The sequence below is a fragment of the Deltaproteobacteria bacterium genome (genome assembly GCA_016210045.1).
Classification (GTDB): Bacteria; UBA10199; UBA10199.
In genome coordinates, this window is record JACQUX010000018.1 from 105,927 (window position 1) to 123,335 (window position 17,409).

Consider the following 17,409-nt stretch of genomic DNA (forward strand, 5'->3'; position numbering starts at 1 on the left):
ACGCGGACGCTTAGGGGGACACAAGTATGAAATTTCAACGATGGGGGAAGTGGGTTGCCGGGGCGGTATGCGGCGTGGCGTTGGTTTGTGGAACAACGACTGATGCAAAAGAAACGAGTATCGCAGATGTATTTCCGAGTCTTGGACGGTCCGTCCGATCCCTCGGCATGGGCAACGTCGGATTGACCTTACCCGGCGATGATCCCATGGTCATGTTTTACAATCCGGCAGCACTGCAGGACTTGCCCCATTCCCCGCAATGGATGGCACCAAGCCTCACCGCTTCGATTAATAAAGACCTCATCGCCACAACAAAAGATGTCTTGAACATGCTGGATGATCTCGACAATTCCGGTACACAAACCGGGGACCTCGGTGTGTTTGAGACGTTCTTCAACAAACGCGTGGGACAATTCCAGCAAGTGGAAGTCAATACACCGCTGTTTGCGTTTGGCATGAAGGGCTGGGGCGCGGCGTTACTCCTCGATAGCCGGACCACCTTCTCTTTGCGGAATCGCGCCTTCCCCAATTTCGAAATGCGAACGCGCAACGACGGCGCGGTCGCGGTAGGCAAATCTATCGGCCTGTGGGGCGATGATCTGGCAATCGGCGTAATGGCCAAGGGGATTTATCGGGTCGAGCGCGATAAAATCATCACCACCAACGAGGTCATCGCCAACACGGTCAAAGATCAATTGCGTTGGAGTTCCTGGGGTAAGGGGATCGGATTCGGCGGCGACGTCGGTGTACGTTGGCGACTTCCTTTCTTGTGGGACCTCAAGCCAGTGGTTGCGGTTACGTACCAAGATATTGGAAATACACGATTCCGAAAGACGGCACTTACCGATACACCACAGAGCCTCAATGCAGCGATTGGCTTTCAACCGAAAATTGGCGATGTTGACGTCTTCATCGAAGCGTCCGCCACTCAACTCAATCAAAAACGTGACCTCATGACGCGCCTGCATGCCGGCGCAGAGGTCCGATTCCCACAGTGGGGCATCTTCCAACTCAGTCTCCGGGGTGGTACGAATCAGGGATATGCGAGTGGCGGCTTTACCGTAGATCTCAAGGCCGTGCGTATCGATGGAGCTTTCTTTGGCGAGGAGATCGGTGATCGGAAACGCCAAGGCTCGTCCTACAAATATGCCGTCGCCATCGGCACGCATTTCTAATACTAGCACCGGCTTAATGGCTTAGTGCGCCAGGTCTTCGAATCGGGTGTACTCATTAATAAACGCCAGCTTGACGAGCCCGGTCGGCCCGTTCCGTTGCTTACCAATGATGATCTCGGCGATCCCTTTATCAGGACTTTCGCGATTGTACATTTCGTCGCGATAGACAAAAACGATCACATCGGCATCTTGCTCAATCGCACCGGATTCACGTAAATCAGCCAATTGCGGGCGCTTGTCCTGCCGGTTTTCGACCGCTCGATTGAGCTGCGAGAGCGCCACAACCGGTACGTTCAATTCCTTGGCAAGCGCCTTGAGTGAGCGGGAGATTTCAGAAATTTCACGTTCCCGACTTTCCACCCGGCCTGATACGCGCATTAATTGCAAGTAATCTACCAACACGATCCCCAATCCCTTCTCCCGCTGCAGCCGGCGCGATTTTGCCCGCATCTCCAGCACGCTCAACGCCGGCGTATCATCGATGTAGATCGCCGTTTCAGAAAGTTGTCCGGCGGCTCGGGTTAATTTCGGCCAATCACTCTCCGACAAAAAACCACCGCGCAATTTAGAGGCGTCCACTCGGGCCGTGGAACAGAGCAAGCGCTGCACCACTTGCTCTTTGCTCATTTCCAGAGAAAAGAATGCCGCTGGTTTCCCTTCCGCGAGTGCCGCATTGACCATCATACAAGTCGCCAAACTGGTTTTCCCCATGCTCGGCCGTCCCGCCACAATCACGAGATCGGAGCGCTGAAGCCCTGACGTCATTCGGTCCAAATCACTAAATCCGGTGGGCACTCCAGTCACCGTCGCTTTTTGTTCGTACAACTGCTCAATGGTCTTGAACGTCTCCTTCACCACTTCGCGGAGCGAAAAAAAACTGCGGGTAATTTTCCGCTGTGCGATATCAAAAATCACGCGCTCCGCCTGATCCACCAGGTCATCCACAGCAGCTTGGTCTCCTTCGTACGCAAGCCGTGCAATGTCATTCGCACCCTGGATCAGGCGGCGCAAAATGCCTAATTGGCGCACGATACGGGCATAGTAGGCGATATTGGCCGTGGTCGGCACCTGATCGGCCAGCGATGCCAAGTAGGCGGCGCCACCCAACGACTCAAGTCGTTGCTGGTTGCGCAATGCACTGGTGACCGTGATAAGGTCCGCTGGCTCGTTGCGCTCGTAGAGGGAGAGAATGGTCTGGAAGATTTCACGATGGCCTTCTCGATAGAAGGCCTCGGCTTCGAGCAGCTCGACAACCCGATGAATGGCATCGGGATCAATTAACATCCCCCCTAAGACCGCACGCTCAGCGTCCAAGTCTTGGGGCGGGATACGCTCCGACAACGTTTGTGTCATGAAAATTACGCTGCCGCTTCGACGCGGACCGTCAGAGGGACATGCACTTCGGCATGCAACCGCACTTCAAACGAATATTCACCTACGGTTTTGATCGGTTCTTGGAGCCGAATTTTACGACGATCAATCGTCACACCCAGCTTGGCAATCAACTCACCAATGTCATGCGCGGTCACCGAACCGAACAACTTCCCCTCTTCTCCGACTTCGCGGCTGAACGCCAACGATAAACTTAACAGCTGTTTTGCCACGGCCTCTGCCGCTTGTTTCAACTGCGATTGCTTCGTGGAGATTTGCCGACGCTCGTGTTCCAACATGCGCATATTCTTGGTGTCCGCAAGAACCGCCAACTTGCGCGGCAGGAGATAATTGCGCGCATATCCATCTCGCACTTTGACAATCTCGCCCGGCTTTCCGAGGTTATAGACTTCATCACGTAAGATCACTTCCATAAGGTCTCCTCACACCTGAAGCGCATTCAGGACACTGCGGCCACCGCATGAATGGACGTAAACGGAATGAGCGACAATAGGCGCGCCCGCCGTACGGAAATCGTGACATCGCGTTGATGTCGCGCACAATTTCCAGAAATTCGCCGCGGCACAATCTTCCCGCGTTCGGTCACAAATTGCTGCATGACCCGTACATTCTTGTAATCGACGTCGAGGCCTTGCTCGGTACAAACACGACAGACCTTTTTCCGATTACTATGGCCACCGCTGCCGCCGCCACTTTGACGACGCCCTCCCGGGCCTTCTTTATCGCCGCGTCCACGACGCTCTCCCCGCTCAGGACTTTTCATGCGCATAATATATATCCCTTCCTAGGCATTGACCGCCGATTCCGCACTGGCAACGGGCTGCACCACCGGTTGCTCTGGTGGCCTTGCTCCACTTGCGGCACCAAAATAGAGTTGTAAACGCTTCACATCCGCTTCCTGCTGCGCCTGCCGCGCCGCCACATCAACGGTCGTGGCCAGTTGCACGGTCAAATAGCGCACCGTCATGTCATCCAAACGACAGAAGCGTTCAATTTCGGCGACAGTCGCCCCATCACCGGTATAATCAGCGTAGAGATAAAAACCGCGGGTCTGCTTTTCAATCGGGTATCCGAGACTACGGCGCCCCAGATCCAATAAGTGAAAGAACACCCCATTCCGCTGCTCCACAATCGCCTTGATCCGGTCCCGAGCATGCCGGACCTGCTCCTGTGAAGCGTCACCTCGGATAATAATCGTCGTTTCGTATTCACGCAGTGCCATTGCCATTCTCCTTCGCTTCAGCGCCCTTCCGATGAAACTGCCGCTGCACCACCTCGGGACCCTCCCGAATGAAGAGCAGCACGGCCTCTACCGCTTGTTGAACCATCTCGTCAACTAATTGTCGTTCCCGCTTCGGAAATACATGTAACACATACTCCGCAGCATCCGCCCCTCTCGGAGGCCGGCCAACTCCCACTCGTAAGCGCCAATAGGCCTGGCTGCCGAGGCATTCATGGGTTGAGATGATTCCCCGATGCCCGGCCGCCCCTCGATCGAAGGCCAGTTTCAACGCGCCCAACTCAAGATCGAGGTCGTCATGAACGACCAAGAGATCGTGAAGCGCGACGCCTTCGCGCTTCACTCCTCCCGCAACGGCTTCGCCACTCCGATTCATATACGTCATCGGCTTCATAAAGCCGATACGCAGCGGCCCTTCACTCGTACTGGTAAACAACGATTGATACAACCGTCGGGTCAGCCGCACGCCGAGCGCCTGTGCGGCCTCATCAACCACTCGAAATCCGATATTATGCCGCGTATGCCCGTATTCCTCGCCAGGGTTCCCGAGGCCGACAATCAACTTCACGCGCTCTTCTCACTCCCACCCTTCGCAGGCGCAGATGGCGCCGCCGCTCCTGGGACCGCCTCGCCCTTCTGCGCCATTGCCGGGACTTCGACCGGCGCCGCGGCAACGACGGCAGCCACTTCTTCCTTCTGCGGCGCCACAACTTGCACCACGCTGAAATTATCCGTGTGCGGAAATGTCACTCCCGGCGGCAACTGAATTTCGTTCGCATGGATATTGCCGCCGATCTTCAACGCGCTAATGTCCACGACGACAAATTCGGGTAGCGCATTCGGAAGGCACCGCAATGTTAAGGTCCGCCGACTGACCTCCAACACTCCACCTTCTTTCACCCCAGCGGCTTGACCTTCAAAGTGCAGCGGCACTTCGACTTCGATCTGCTCGTTCACATTAACTGCCAGCAAATCAACGTGCGTAATTTGTTGCTTGAGGGGATCGCGTTGGTATTCCTTGAGCAGTGCCAGCACGGAATCCTGGCCCTCGATCGCCAGATTGATCAGGACACTTCGTCCGGCCGCGCCCTTCAGCGTTTTACTCAAGAGTGCTTGGTTCACACTCAACGCCTTCGGCGCATATCCATGCCCATAGAGCACCGCGGGGATACTCCCCGCCACGCGCAACCGACGCGCCGGCCCCTTGCCCGTTTCCCGCTGTGCTGCTGTAATATTGACTCGTTCCATACCAACTCTCCTTATATGCGTTCGATTTATACAAACAGCGATGAAATCGAATCGGCTTGATAAATACGCCGGATCGCTTCGGCGAGCAGCGGGGCAATCGACATCACATGGATCTTCTTTGCCTCGGCAATTTCCGACCGCACTGCAATCGTATTCGTAACAACGACCGACTCCACACACGACGCCTCGATAGTGGCAATGGCTCCACCGGAGAAGATACCATGCGTACAATACGCATGCACCGCCCGTGCACCATGCGCCAAAAGGGCCTCGGCGGCCTTCACCAAGGTTCCGCCCGTATCGATCATGTCATCGACTAACACAGCCGTCCGACCTTCAACCGACCCGATCAAGTGCATCACTTCCGTTACATTCGGCGTCGGCCGCCGTTTGTCGATCATGGCCAGAGGGCAGCCGAGCCGTTTCGCATACGCACGGGCGCGTTCCGCTCCGCCCGCATCTGGGGCGACGATCACCAGACGTTCCACATCCAGCCCTTCGCGAATGTGGTCTAACAGAATCGGCATGGCATATAGATGATCAAAAGGAATATTAAAAAAGCCTTGGATCTGTCCCGCATGAAGATCCATGGACAGCATCCGATCCGTTCCAGCGGCCGTGAGTAAATCGGCCACTAATTTGGCACTGATCGGCACTCTCGGCTGCACTTTGCGTTCCTGGCGCGCATAGCCATAGTAGGGCACCACCGCCGTAATCCGATCGGCGCTGGCCCGCTTCAGCGCGTCGATCATGATCAGCAACTCCATGATATGTTCGTTAGCCGGCAAAGAAGTGGGTTGAATGACAAAGACATCCATCCCGCGGACATTTTCCAACACTTCAATCCACGTCTCGCCATCGCTAAATTTGCTGACCGTACATTTCCCGATAGAAAATCCCAGCTGTTCGGCAATTTCCGCCGCCAGTAACGGATTGGAGCTCCCGGAGAATATTTTGATATTCTTAAAGTTGCGCATGTTTCCTACTATTTCCTGCTGGGGCGCCAGGACTCGAACCTGGAGATGTCGGCTCCAAAGGCCGATGCCTTACCATTTGGCGACGCCCCATAGTCATTGGGGGCCCGCAGGTCAGCAAATGCTTTGAGTCGCCTGCAACCACCAACCACGAGGAGCCAGCTCGGCGGCCGCACGATCTCGTGCCTCCTCAGAGTTAAACAAACCGAACACCGTCGACCCGCTTCCACTCATTAAAGTGCCGACCGCCCCAGCGGCGTCGAGAGCCCACCGCATTTCTCGAACTACCGGCAATTGTTGAGTAGTCACCGCTTCGAGATCGTTGCGTAACTGCGCTGCCACTTCGCTCACCGACCGCAAAAGCGGCCGGACGCTAGCATCTGGGGGTACCGGCGTCAATTGGAAAGGGTGACTCTGCGCAAATGATCGAAAGATCGTGCTAGTGACTACGCCACAGCGTGGATTCACCAACAGAATTGGCAACTCAAGGAAATCATTAATACAATGCACAATCTCCCCAATACCTCGCACCCAGGCAGGGCGACCAAAACAAAAAAATGGGACATCCGCTCCTAATTGCACGCCAAGAGATGCCAAGTCAGTTTCCGAAAGCTGTAGGGCCCACAGCCGGTTCAAGGTCGCGATCACTGCTGCCGCATTACTGGATCCCCCACCGAGCCCCGCACCCACTGGGATGCGCTTGTCCAATTGGATCCGGACTCGATCGTTGCGATGCGCCGTGCGCTGCATTAACTGCGCAGCGCGCACGCAAAGATTGTGTTCATCCTGAGGAATCTCTCCACAATTGCTCTCGAACTCGATGCCCGCTTTCGCACTATCGACTGCAATCTGCATCTCATCGCCGAACGCCAGCGGGACCATCAACATGTCCAACCAATGGTACCCATCGGTTCGTCGCCCCACGACCGCCAATCGCAAATTCACTTTTGCGGGAGAAAACACCGTCATCTCGGGCATACGATCCTCAGCACGCTCTCACACCGCTGGCCTGCATACACCACAGCGTCCCCCACCGGAACGCCCCCTTTAAAAAACACAACCCCCATCAGCACATCGCACTGATGGGGGTCGGTTACATGAGAAATAGCTACTTATGCAACCTTGGAAACATCCATGGCGTGCGGGCCCTTGGGTCCTTCCGTTTGCGCGTATTCCACGACGTCGCCCTCCGCCAAGGATTTATACCCTTCCGCTTGAATCGCTGAATAGTGGACAAAGACATCGCGTCCATCGCCCTCTTGCGGCGTAATGAATCCGAAGCCTTTTTTGTCGTTAAACCATTTCACGGTCCCTCGTTTACGCTCGCCCATCTGCTTCTCCTTCTGCTCCGAAAGCCAGCCTCTATCTGTTGTACACCCGTACATCAGCAGCGTGGCTTGTGATGCGCCATTTCCCAAGCATACCCATTGAGAGCCGTCAATGTGGAGTTGCAACCGGATCAACCACGCCCGCAGGTACGGCGGCCGTGGTCTTTGCCAACACCGCACCCAACTCTTCTCCCGGACGACGTTTAAAAAGCTTGTCCGGGTCGTCGATGGCCAACGCATGCCGTAACACTTCGTCCATGTGCTCCACGGTTACGATCTCCAATTGTTTTAAAATATTCTGCGGAATCTCTTTCAGATCTTTTTCGTTCTCTTTTGGAATCAGCACTTTTTTGATCAAACCGCGGTGTGCGGCCAAGAGTTTTTCTTTGAGCCCACCAATGGGCAGCACACGCCCGCGCAACGTGATTTCGCCCGTCATCGCAATATCCTTGCGACATGGGATGCGGAGTAAGGCCGATGTAATGGTGGTCGCCATTGTAATACCGGCCGAGGGACCATCTTTGGGAATGGCACCTTCCGGCATATGGACGTGAAGATCGACTCGTTGGTAGAAGTTCTTATCCAGCCCCAATCGTTCCGCTCGTGATCGCACATAGGTCACTGCCGCTTGTGCGGATTCTTGCATGACTTCGCCTAACTTGCCCGTGACTGTGAGCTTCCCCTTCCCCGGCAACACTTGCACTTCCGTTTGTAACAGTTCTCCGCCGACTTCAGTCCACGCCAGGCCCGTACACACCCCGATCTGATCTTGCTCATCCGCGAGACCAAATCGATATTTCGGCACACCGAGCAACTTTTGTACTTTAGCCGGAGAAATTACGACATCAGTCGTCTCATGCGGTTCTGTCGCCACTTCTCTGGCCACTTTACGACAGATCGCGGCGATTTCCCGTTCCAAATTTCTCACCCCCGCCTCGCGCGTGTAGCGGCGGACGATCAATTTCAACGCGCTTTCAGCAAATTTGATATGTTCGATCTGCAGACCATTGGCTTCGCATTGCTTTTTGATCAGGTATTTCTGCGCAATCGAGACCTTCTCCTGTTCGGTATAGCCCGGCAGCCGAATAATCTCCATCCGATCTTGGAGCGGCAGTGGAATCGCCGGCAGCGTATTCGCGGTAGTAATAAACATGACATCGGAGAGATCGTAGTCGAGATCCAAATAATGATCGTTAAAAGAGACGTTTTGTTCCGGATCCAACACTTCCAACAACGCCGACGCCGGATCGCCACGAAAATCTGTGCTCATTTTGTCGATTTCATCGAGCAAAAAAACGGGATTTGACGTGCCCGCCTTTTTTATCGACTGGACCACTTTGCCGGGTAACGCGCCAATATACGTGCGACGGTGGCCCCGGATTTCCGCTTCATCGCGCACGCCGCCAAGCGAAATTCGAACGAATTTGCGCCCCATAGAACGCGCGATCGAGCGGCCAAGCGACGTCTTGCCAACGCCCGGAGGACCGACAAAACAGAGAATGGGCCCCTTCACCTTGCCGACTAATTTCTGCACCGCTAAATATTCGAGGATTCGTTCTTTTGGTTTTTCGAGTCCATAATGGTCCTCGTCCAGGATCCGCTCCGCCTCTTTGAGTTCCAATTTATCATCGGTCCGGTCAAACCACGGCAATGAAAGGATCCAATCAATATAGTTCCGCACCACGGTCGCTTCCGCGGACATCGGCGACATCATCTTGAGCTTCTTAAACTCGGCCTTTGCCTTTTGCGTCCCTTCGGCCGACATTTTCTTCGTCTTGATTCGCTCTTCCAGCTCATGCAGCTCACTCTTAAATTCATCTCGCTCCCCGAGCTCCTTCTGAATGGCCTGCATCTGCTCGTTGAGATAATATTCCTTTTGCGTCTTCTCCATCTGCTTCTTGACGCGCGTGCGAATCCGTCGTTCCACTTGGAGAATTTCGATCTCCGTCTTGATCATCCCGTACAGTTTTTCTAAACGTTCAGTCGGCGAGAAGATTTCCAGGATCTTTTGTTTGTCCGGAAGCTTCAACGTGAGATGCGCAACGATCGTGTCTCCCAGCCGCGATGGATCTTCGATCGAAGCGACGGAAGCCAACATTTCTGGCGGAATCCGCTTATTCAATTTCACATAATTTTCAAATGCGGACTTCACGCCACGCATTAAGGCCTCGGTTTCAATCGTGGCATCCGGGCCTTCCTCAACGATGCGCCCCTCGATGAGAAAAAATGCCTCATTGGGGATGTATTGCTGGATCTGCACTCGCCGCTTTCCCTCAACGAGGACTTTGACCGTCCCATCGGGAAGGCGCAGCAGTTGAATAATCGAGGAGAGCGTCCCGATCGGATAGATATCGTCCGGTTTCGGGTCGTTGGTCTTTGCGTTGACCTGCGCACTGAGCAGGATATCTTTTTCTTTGGCCACGGCATCTTCGAGCGCCGCAATCGACTTCTCGCGCCCGACGAAGAGGGGAACCACCATATGAGGAAATACAACGATATCCCGCAATGGGAGTAACGGGACGACGACCGTACCTGAGGTTGGCATGCGCATCTCCTCTGTCCTGACGACCGGTTTGCAAGAATTTGCCACCGTCGTCACGCCGCAGCGCTCCACACCAAGCGCCGCAGGAGCGAATAAATACGGTCAGTCCATCAATTGTCAATAGGACGAAATTTCCGCTTACGCCGACTCAACCTTTTGTTCATAAATAACCATCGGTTTCGCTGTGCCGGCAATCACATCTTCAGTCACTAAAACTTCGCGCACACCCGAATCGCTCGGAATAGAATACATCACATCCAACATCACGGTCTCAAGAATTGCCCGCAGACCGCGTGCCCCTGTTTTGCGCGTAATGGCCTGACGCGCCACCGCGCGCAACGCCTCCGGCGTAAATTCCAATTTCACTTTTTCCATCTCGAAGAGGCGCTGGTACTGTTTCGCAAGCGCATTGCGCGGTTCGACTAAGATCTGCATCAGCGCATCTTCCGAGAGCTCATCAAGGGCCGCCATGACCGGCACCCGACCGACAAATTCAGGGATGAACCCAAATTTAAGGAGATCTTCCGGCATGGCACTGCGCAGCAGACTCCCGATATCGAGATCTTTGCGACTGCGAACATCGGCGCCAAATCCAAGTCGCTTTTCACCCAACCGCCGCGCGATAATCTCTTCCAATCCGACGAAGGCGCCACCGCAAATGAAGAGGATGTTGGTCGTATCGACCGGAATGAATTCCTGTTGCGGATGCTTGCGGCCTCCTTTGGGCGGAACACTCGCAATCGTGCCTTCGATGATTTTCAATAAAGCCTGCTGCACCCCTTCGCCGGAGACATCGCGCGTAATCGAAGGGCTATCCGACTTGCGCGAAATCTTGTCGATCTCGTCGATATAAATGATCCCCTTTTCCGCCTTGGCCTTGTCGTAATCCGCGGCTTGCAACAGACTGAGAATCACATTCTCGACATCTTCACCGACGTAACCGGCTTCGGTTAAGGTCGTGGCATCAGCGATCGTGAATGGGACATTGAGGATTTTTGCTAATGTCTGGGCCAGCAATGTTTTGCCGGATCCCGTAGGCCCTACGAGTAAAATATTGCTCTTTTGTAGCTCAACTGTGTCGCTGCGAGAGCCATAGGCGATTCGTTTATAATGATTGTAAACCGCCACCGACAGAACTTTTTTCGCGTGATCTTGACCCACAACGTATTGATCGAGGATCGCGCGCACCTCCGCTGGTTTTGGAATGCCGGCTCGCGCGGTAATTTGATGCTGTCGGAGATTTTCTTCGGCAATAATATCGTTACACAGCTCGATGCATTCATCACAAATATAGACGGTGGGGCCTGCGATCAGTTTTCGAACTTCGCGCTGATTCTTGCCACAAAAGGAGCAACAAAGATTCGTCGGATCGTCGATAAAGTGGCGCGTCATCGAGCTCCCCCTGCGGCCACTTTCTTCCCGGTTTCTGGCGCAAAGGGTGTTCGCTTTTCGACTACCGCATCGACAATGCCGTACACTTTTGCCTCTTCGCCCGACATAAAGAAGTCTCGTTCCGTATCGTGCGCTATTTTTTCCATCTTTTGCGCCGAGTGCAGCACGAGGATCTGATTGAGCCGTTCACGAATACGAAGGATTTCTTTGGCGTGGATCTCAATCTCAGTCGCTTGCCCTTGAAATCCTCCAAGCGGTTGGTGAATCATCACACGAGAGTGCGGGAGGGCATAGCGCTTTCCCTTCGTACCCGCCGCCAACAGCACTGCCCCCATACTGGCCGCCTGCCCGACACAAATCGTGGATACGGCACAGCGGATATATTGCATCGTGTCATAAATGGCGAGCCCCGCCGTGACGACACCGCCTGGCGAGTTAATATACAGAAAGATGTCTTTGTCCGGATCTTCAGATTCGAGGAAAAGGAGTTGTGCGATGATCAGATTCGCGACTTCGTCGTTGACCTGTGAACCGAGAAAAACAATGCGGTCCTTCAAGAGGCGAGAGTAGATATCGTATGCGCGCTCCCCGCGCCCCGTTTGTTCAACGACCATCGGGATTAGCATCGACCCTCGCACGTTATCATTTGGCTGCAACATCTTCAATTTGTCCGTCTTTGATTGTAGCTTCCCCAATGATGAAATCAAGGCATTTCTCTTGCAGAAGCTCATTTTTCAACGCTGGGAACATGTTCTTCTCGGTATATAAACGGCGCACTTTGTCTAACTCTTCACGAACCGATTCACTAATGGCTTTCAGCCGAGCCTCCAGCTCGGCATCGCTGACGACCAGCCCTTCAACTTCGGCGATGGCTTCGAGGATCAATTGACTGCGCACACGATCACGCGCCGGCGCCGCATATTGTTCAACAAATTGTTCCGGCGTCATACCGACCTGCTGCCACGTCGTCCCTTCGTGCTGCAAGCGACGTTCGAACTGATGGAACATTTGTGACAACTCCCAGCCTACCATTATTTCCGGCACTTCAAAGGGATGATGCTCAATCAGTTGCTGGACGGCTTGCTGCGCTAACGCGCCACGCGCCTCTTGCTGATGTTGCTCGGTCAGCCGCGTTCGCACTTCCGCGCGAACAGCATCCAAATTTTCGTACGGACCCAAATCTTTTGCGAAGTCATCGGTCAATTCCGGCACAATCTTCCGCTTCAGCTCCTTCAGAGCGACATGGAACTTGGCCTCACTCCCCGCCAACGAGACGTTAAAATAATCATCGGGATAATGGAACACTGCGGTGCGCTCCTCGCTGACACGCATCCCCAGTAACTGCTGCTCGAACTCCGCCAACAGTTGATTCGCACCGAACTCGACCGCGAAATCTTTCGCACTGCTCCCTTCGAACGGCTTTCCATCCGCCGTGCCCTCATAATCGATGGTCGCAACCATTCCTACGGCCGCTCCCACACCGTCATCAACCGGCACGAGCTGGGTGAGCATCTCACGGAAACGCTGCAATTGCGCCTCGACTTCCGCTTCGTTCACAACCACCAGGGGACGCGTGAGCGCCAATTTGCGATAGGTCTTCACTTCCACTTTGGGTCGCACTTCAAACGTGGCGGTGTACGTAAAGGGGCGATCTTTCGCAAAGGGCCCGACCACAATCTCCGGCTGCCCCAAGGCGCGTTGCTGCGTTCTTTCCAATGCCTGAGAAAAACTTTCTCGCACTAAGGCTTCCATCGTCTCGGCTTCGACTTCGCGGCGGAAGTATTGTTCCACCATCGGTCGCGGGACTTTTCCTTCCCGAAATCCCTTCAACTTCGCGTGCTGCTGCACTTTTTGATACGAGGCCTCTAAGACGGTTACAACGCGCTCCACCGGGACATCGACCACGAGTCGCCGCTTGATCGGACTGACTTCTTCCAACTTACTTTCAGGATGCATGAGGGGGCTCCTTAAAAAATGTTATCTCTTCAAATGAAATGTTGTGCTCTTCCCGATATACGATATGCGATACGTGACCAACGAAATTTGCGGCCATTCGTATATCGTGTATCGGGAAAAATTCGCTGCCGCAAATTTTTGTGCCGCGGGGGAGATTCGAACTCCCAAGCCTTTCGGCATCAGATCCTAAGTCTGACGTGTCTACCAATTTCACCACCGCGGCACTCAACGTTATGCCCCGCAACATTTCTTGAACTTCTTTCCGGACCCACACGGACACGGATCATTGCGTCCGGCCTTCGGTGATTGCTGTTGCAGCGTTGTGGCTGGCTGCGCGCCCAGCCCCGCAGACATGCGGCTTGTCATCGGCGCCGGCCCTCGTCCCACACCGGGATTCGCAGCGACACTGGGCATGCGCGCGCTGCCACCACCGGCGGCCATGATCCGCTGCGGCGGCGCCGGCTGTTCCGCAAGATTCACGGCGGCTTCCGCCGCTGCAGTCTTAATCTCCACGCGCGAGACCTTTTCCAACACATCCTTTGCAAAGTTATGCATCATTTGTTGAAAGAGCGCGAACCCCTCACGTTTGTATTCCACTAGCGGATCTTTTTGCGCATAGCCACGCAGGCCAATCCCCTCGCGCAAATGGTCCATTTGTAAGAGATGCTCCTTCCAGAGCGTATCGAGCGTCGTCAGCAACAAAAAACGCTCGACTTGCGTAAAGAGCTCGACCCCATAGCGCTCCACTTTCGCGCGATACATCCCTTCGATCGCGGCGTACAATTCGGCGCCGACTTCTTCGCGCGTATTCACTCGGCGGAGCGTCGCGGCCATATCCCACTGAATGTTGAAAATTTCGCGGACCTGTTCCACGAGCGGCCCCGCGTCAAACTCCTGGGGGTCAATCCGTTCCGGCACGTGGGCGTCCACCAAATGGCCCACCATTTGGTCCCCGAGATCGAGGACCACTTCTCCGAGGGCTTCCTTGCTCAAGATTTCGCGCCGCCGTCCATAGACTTGATGGCGCTGCTGATTCATCACGTCGTCATATTCGAGCAAGTTCTTACGAATCGAGAAATTGTGTTCTTCCACTCGACGTTGCGCGTTGGCGATGGCGCGATTCAGCCAGCGGTGTTCGATGACTTCATCGTCTTTCATCCCCATCCGTTCCATCATGACCTTGATGCGATCTCCGCCAAAGATCCGTAACAGATCATCTTCTAACGACAGATAAAACCGCGAGGCCCCGGGATCACCCTGCCGCCCCGACCGGCCTCGCAATTGATTATCGATCCGACGGCTCTCATGCCGCTCGGTGCCGATCACACACAATCCACCGGCCGTAACGACCTCTTGATGTTCCCCACCGCACCGCGTCCGTTGCTCCACCACGATGGCTTGGAATTCTTCCTCGGTCATTTCCGCCGTACGCCGCGTCCGCGCCAACCCTTCGGGATTTCCGCCGAGCATGATGTCGGTCCCACGACCCGCCATATTGGTCGAGATCGTCACGGCCCCTTTGCGCCCCGCTTGGGAGATAATTTCGGCCTCACGTTCGTGATGTTTGGCATTCAGGACATGGTGCGGAATCCCGGTGCGCTTCAGCATCGCACTCAGCCGTTCCGACTTTTCAATTGATATCGTGCCGACTAAGACCGGCTGGCCGCGTTCATGACACTCTTTGATATCGTCGACGACGGCCTGAAATTTTGCCGTTTCGGTCTTATAGATGAGATCGTCGCGATCCTGGCGAACCATTGGACGATTCGTTGGAATGACGACGACTTCCAAGTTGTAGATTTTTGCAAATTCCGCAGCTTCCGTGTCCGCCGTGCCGGTCATGCCCGCGAGCTTCTTGAACATGCGGAAAAAGTTTTGGAACGTGACCGTAGCCAGCGTCTGGTTTTCGTTCTCGATCTTGACGCCTTCTTTGGCCTCGACCGCCTGGTGCAGCCCATCGCTCCATCGCCGTCCCGGCATCAGGCGTCCGGTGAATTCGTCCACAATGATCACTTGGCCGTCCTTCACGACGTAGTCAACATCGCGTTGGTATAACGCGTGCGCACGCAATCCTTGATGGACGTGATGGAGAAGCGTGATCTGGCGCGGGTCGTAGAGGTTTTCGACCTTCAGGAGCCGCTCGCATTCATGCACGCCCTCTTCGGTCAAGACGGCCGAACGGGACTTTTCATCCACGGTAAAATGGGTCGTCTTCTTCAGGAACGGCATGATTTGATTCACAACATAATACAGGTCCGTCGATTGCTCGCCCTGTCCGGAAATGATCAGCGGCGTCCGCGCCTCGTCGATCAAGATGCTATCGACTTCATCGACAATGGCATAGTGGAGTTCCCGCTGGACGTATTGGTCCAGCCCGAACTTCATATTGTCGCGGAGATAATCGAAGCCGAATTCATTGTTCGTGCCATACGTCAGGTCGGCGCGGTAGGCCCAGGCGCGCTCCGTATCGGTCAGTCCGTGCAGAATCACACCCACGGAACAGCCGAGAAATTTATACAGCGGACCCATCCATTCCGCATCGCGGCGCGCGAGGTAATCGTTCACCGTGATGACATGCACGCCCCGCCCCGTGAGGGCATTCAGATACACGGGGAGCGTGGCCACGAGGGTCTTGCCTTCCCCTGTTTTCATCTCCGCGATCTTGCCTTCGTGCAAGACCACGCCACCGATCAATTGGGCGTCGAAGTGGCGCATGCCGAGGACGCGTCGTGACGCCTCGCGCACGACCGCAAAGGCCTCCGGCAAGATCGCCTCGAGCGACTCTCCACGTGCGACGCGTTCTTTGAGTTGTGGGGTTTTCGCGGACAGGTCGGCGTCGGACAGCGGGTGCATTTGCGGCTCGACCGCATTGGTACGAACCACAAACTGCTGGATCCGTTTCAGTTCTCGCTCGTTCTTTGTTCCAACGATCTTGCGAATGATTCCAAGCATGGCGCGGCATGCTGCCCACTTTGGCAGCGTCCTGCAATCAAATTCTGGTGATTACTCGCGTCTATTCAAGGACGATTACTTCCGCCCGGCGAGATAACGCAACGGGTCCGTTGGCGCCCCGTCGACGTGGACTTCGTAATGAAGATGGGGGCCACTGGTGCGACCGGTCATTCCCACCATCGCGATTGGAGTACCGCGCTTCACGCGCGCCCCTTCCGCGACCATCACTTCGGCGCCATGCGCATATAACGTGGAGACACCGAAGCCATGATCGATGATGACTGAGCGCCCGTATCCACCTTTATAGCCGGAGAACGTGACCATTCCGTCTCCACTGGCACGCACGACTGTTCCGACCGGCGCTGCGATGTCGATGCCTTCGTGGAATCGGGTGCCACCGACACGGTTGGCGCGTCGCGGACCGAACCCGGACGTGATCCATCCCTTGATCGGCCACAACGTGGGCAACGACGACCAAAAGGCATCGCGGTGCTTCCGCACTTCATAAACTTTGGTGAGCCGGTCTTCGACACGCCGCGCCGCATCGCCCAGCTTAGTGAGTCGCCCTTCTGCGTCGGAGAATGACAACATCTCTTCATCTTGCTGCATGGCGTTATTTAAATGGAGCTGGCGCACTTGATTCAGGGCTGGCAACGTCGGGAGGTCCCGCGCTTCGGTGAGAGGACCAATACCTTCCGTCATCGGGCTTTTTTGTGGAACTTTCTCATCGGACTCCAACCGGGCCACCAGACGGTCGGCGCGTTCTACGGACTCTTCTAACGCGGCAAGGCGTGCCAGTAACGCCGCGCGCTCTTGATCGTATTGTCCGTTTTGAATCCGGATGGTCTCCGTGGCGGCATAGCCCTGCCAATAATGATGAAATCCCCAGCTAGTCAGTCCCAACGTCACGCCAAAACAACCGGCTGCAATGAGTGATGCCTTGACCCACCAACGGCGCACTTCCCAACGGCGAATCTGGCGGTGATCTTTCGAAATCAAAATCAGACTATAACCTTGCTGTCGTCGTCGATACACGTACCACCTCCGGACCGCTAGTTCCTGTTTATCAACCCGTGCCGTGCTTCCGTTGGTACTGCGATACTGCCGAATGCCAAGATCCTGAATGAATATCTATTGGTACCACGCTGAAACTGGGCGGACCCTAGCAGCCGTTTTTCAGGGTGTCAACCCTAAATCGCCCATATAACAC

General features: G+C 55.0%; 16 protein-coding genes and 2 tRNA genes. 1 reads left to right on the top strand and 17 read right to left on the bottom strand.

The features are described from left to right. Nucleotides 1-26: 26 nt before the first annotated feature. Nucleotides 27-1,175, top strand: a complete 1,149-nt coding sequence (locus HY696_05810) for a hypothetical protein (protein MBI4237917.1) — start codon at nt 27-29, stop codon at nt 1,173-1,175. Nucleotides 1,176-1,196: 21 nt separating this feature from the next. Here the strand turns inward: HY696_05810 and dnaB are convergent, their stop codons facing one another. The 17 genes from dnaB to HY696_05895 all read right to left on the bottom strand — a co-directional run bounded on the left by dnaB (nt 1,197) and on the right by HY696_05895 (nt 17,234). Further along, nucleotides 1,197-2,528 (bottom strand): replicative DNA helicase, encoded by a 1,332-nt coding sequence (gene dnaB, locus HY696_05815; protein MBI4237918.1) that lies wholly within the window; start codon nt 2,526-2,528, stop codon nt 1,197-1,199. A gap of 5 nt (nt 2,529-2,533) precedes the next feature. Continuing rightward, on the bottom strand, nt 2,534-2,980 hold the full coding sequence (locus HY696_05820; protein MBI4237919.1) for a 50S ribosomal protein L9: 447 nt from the start codon (nt 2,978-2,980) through the stop codon (nt 2,534-2,536). A 26-nt stretch (nt 2,981-3,006) separates the two neighbouring features. Then, on the bottom strand, nt 3,007-3,345 hold the full coding sequence (locus tag HY696_05825; protein MBI4237920.1) for a 30S ribosomal protein S18: 339 nt from the start codon (nt 3,343-3,345) through the stop codon (nt 3,007-3,009). Nucleotides 3,346-3,351: 6 nt separating this feature from the next. Beyond that, on the bottom strand, nt 3,352-3,789 hold the full coding sequence (rpsF, locus tag HY696_05830) for a 30S ribosomal protein S6 (protein ID MBI4237921.1): 438 nt from the start codon (nt 3,787-3,789) through the stop codon (nt 3,352-3,354). Then, complete coding sequence (locus tag HY696_05835) at nt 3,776-4,375, bottom strand: aminoacyl-tRNA hydrolase (GenBank protein MBI4237922.1); 600 nt, start codon at nt 4,373-4,375, stop codon at nt 3,776-3,778. The genes rpsF and HY696_05835 overlap by 14 nt, the downstream gene beginning before the upstream one ends. After that, complete coding sequence (locus tag HY696_05840) at nt 4,372-5,055, bottom strand: 50S ribosomal protein L25 (protein MBI4237923.1); 684 nt, start codon at nt 5,053-5,055, stop codon at nt 4,372-4,374. The genes HY696_05835 and HY696_05840 overlap by 4 nt, the downstream gene beginning before the upstream one ends. Nucleotides 5,056-5,081: 26 nt before the next feature. Next, nucleotides 5,082-6,032 carry a ribose-phosphate pyrophosphokinase gene (locus tag HY696_05845; GenBank protein ID MBI4237924.1) on the bottom strand — a complete coding sequence of 317 codons (951 nt, stop codon included), beginning with the start codon at nt 6,030-6,032 and terminating at the stop codon, nt 5,082-5,084. A gap of 18 nt (nt 6,033-6,050) precedes the next feature. Then, nucleotides 6,051-6,122: transfer RNA gene (locus tag HY696_05850), tRNA-Gln, on the bottom strand. Between the two features lie 21 nt (nt 6,123-6,143). Continuing rightward, complete coding sequence (locus HY696_05855) at nt 6,144-7,007, bottom strand: 4-(cytidine 5'-diphospho)-2-C-methyl-D-erythritol kinase (GenBank protein MBI4237925.1); 864 nt, start codon at nt 7,005-7,007, stop codon at nt 6,144-6,146. Between the two features lie 134 nt (nt 7,008-7,141). Beyond that, nucleotides 7,142-7,360: a cold shock domain-containing protein gene (locus HY696_05860; protein MBI4237926.1), complete on the bottom strand. Its 219-nt coding sequence runs from the start codon at nt 7,358-7,360 to the stop codon at nt 7,142-7,144. A 106-nt stretch (nt 7,361-7,466) separates the two neighbouring features. Continuing rightward, the gene (gene lon, locus HY696_05865) at nt 7,467-9,908 is read right to left on the bottom strand and encodes an endopeptidase La (GenBank protein ID MBI4237927.1); all 2,442 of its coding nucleotides are present in this window, start codon (nt 9,906-9,908) and stop codon (nt 7,467-7,469) included. A 129-nt stretch (nt 9,909-10,037) separates the two neighbouring features. Then, on the bottom strand, nt 10,038-11,291 hold the full coding sequence (gene clpX, locus HY696_05870; GenBank protein ID MBI4237928.1) for an ATP-dependent Clp protease ATP-binding subunit ClpX: 1,254 nt from the start codon (nt 11,289-11,291) through the stop codon (nt 10,038-10,040). Further along, entirely contained in the window at nt 11,288-11,917 is a 630-nt protein-coding gene (gene clpP, locus HY696_05875) for an ATP-dependent Clp endopeptidase proteolytic subunit ClpP (protein MBI4237929.1), read from the bottom strand. The genes clpX and clpP overlap by 4 nt, the downstream gene beginning before the upstream one ends. A gap of 16 nt (nt 11,918-11,933) precedes the next feature. After that, on the bottom strand, nt 11,934-13,247 hold the full coding sequence (gene tig / locus HY696_05880; protein ID MBI4237930.1) for a trigger factor: 1,314 nt from the start codon (nt 13,245-13,247) through the stop codon (nt 11,934-11,936). A gap of 141 nt (nt 13,248-13,388) precedes the next feature. Continuing rightward, nucleotides 13,389-13,470: transfer RNA gene (locus tag HY696_05885), tRNA-Leu, on the bottom strand. Between the two features lie 8 nt (nt 13,471-13,478). Further along, entirely contained in the window at nt 13,479-16,199 is a 2,721-nt protein-coding gene (secA, locus tag HY696_05890; protein ID MBI4237931.1) for a preprotein translocase subunit SecA, read from the bottom strand. 75 nt (nt 16,200-16,274) lie between these two features. Beyond that, the gene (locus HY696_05895) at nt 16,275-17,234 is read right to left on the bottom strand and encodes a M23 family metallopeptidase (GenBank protein MBI4237932.1); all 960 of its coding nucleotides are present in this window, start codon (nt 17,232-17,234) and stop codon (nt 16,275-16,277) included. Between the last annotated feature and the right edge of the window lie 175 nt (nt 17,235-17,409).

What these genes read in the sequence shown, in the direction of transcription:
- HY696_05810 (MBI4237917.1), top strand. Translation starts at nt 27, where the DNA reads ATGAAATTTCAACGATGGGGGAAGTGGGTTGCCGGGGCGGTATGCGGC.
- dnaB (MBI4237918.1), bottom strand. Translation starts at nt 2,528, where the DNA reads ATGACACAAACGTTGTCGGAGCGTATCCCGCCCCAAGACTTGGACGCT.
- HY696_05820 (MBI4237919.1), bottom strand. Translation starts at nt 2,980, where the DNA reads ATGGAAGTGATCTTACGTGATGAAGTCTATAACCTCGGAAAGCCGGGC.
- rpsF (MBI4237921.1), bottom strand. Translation starts at nt 3,789, where the DNA reads ATGGCACTGCGTGAATACGAAACGACGATTATTATCCGAGGTGACGCT.
- HY696_05840 (MBI4237923.1), bottom strand. Translation starts at nt 5,055, where the DNA reads ATGGAACGAGTCAATATTACAGCAGCACAGCGGGAAACGGGCAAGGGG.
- HY696_05845 (MBI4237924.1), bottom strand. Translation starts at nt 6,032, where the DNA reads ATGCGCAACTTTAAGAATATCAAAATATTCTCCGGGAGCTCCAATCCG.
- HY696_05855 (MBI4237925.1), bottom strand. Translation starts at nt 7,007, where the DNA reads ATGCCCGAGATGACGGTGTTTTCTCCCGCAAAAGTGAATTTGCGATTG.
- HY696_05860 (MBI4237926.1), bottom strand. Translation starts at nt 7,360, where the DNA reads ATGGGCGAGCGTAAACGAGGGACCGTGAAATGGTTTAACGACAAAAAA.
- lon (MBI4237927.1), bottom strand. Translation starts at nt 9,908, where the DNA reads ATGCGCATGCCAACCTCAGGTACGGTCGTCGTCCCGTTACTCCCATTG.
- clpX (MBI4237928.1), bottom strand. Translation starts at nt 11,291, where the DNA reads ATGACGCGCCACTTTATCGACGATCCGACGAATCTTTGTTGCTCCTTT.
- clpP (MBI4237929.1), bottom strand. Translation starts at nt 11,917, where the DNA reads ATGCTAATCCCGATGGTCGTTGAACAAACGGGGCGCGGGGAGCGCGCA.
- tig (MBI4237930.1), bottom strand. Translation starts at nt 13,247, where the DNA reads ATGCATCCTGAAAGTAAGTTGGAAGAAGTCAGTCCGATCAAGCGGCGA.
- secA (MBI4237931.1), bottom strand. Translation starts at nt 16,199, where the DNA reads ATGCTTGGAATCATTCGCAAGATCGTTGGAACAAAGAACGAGCGAGAA.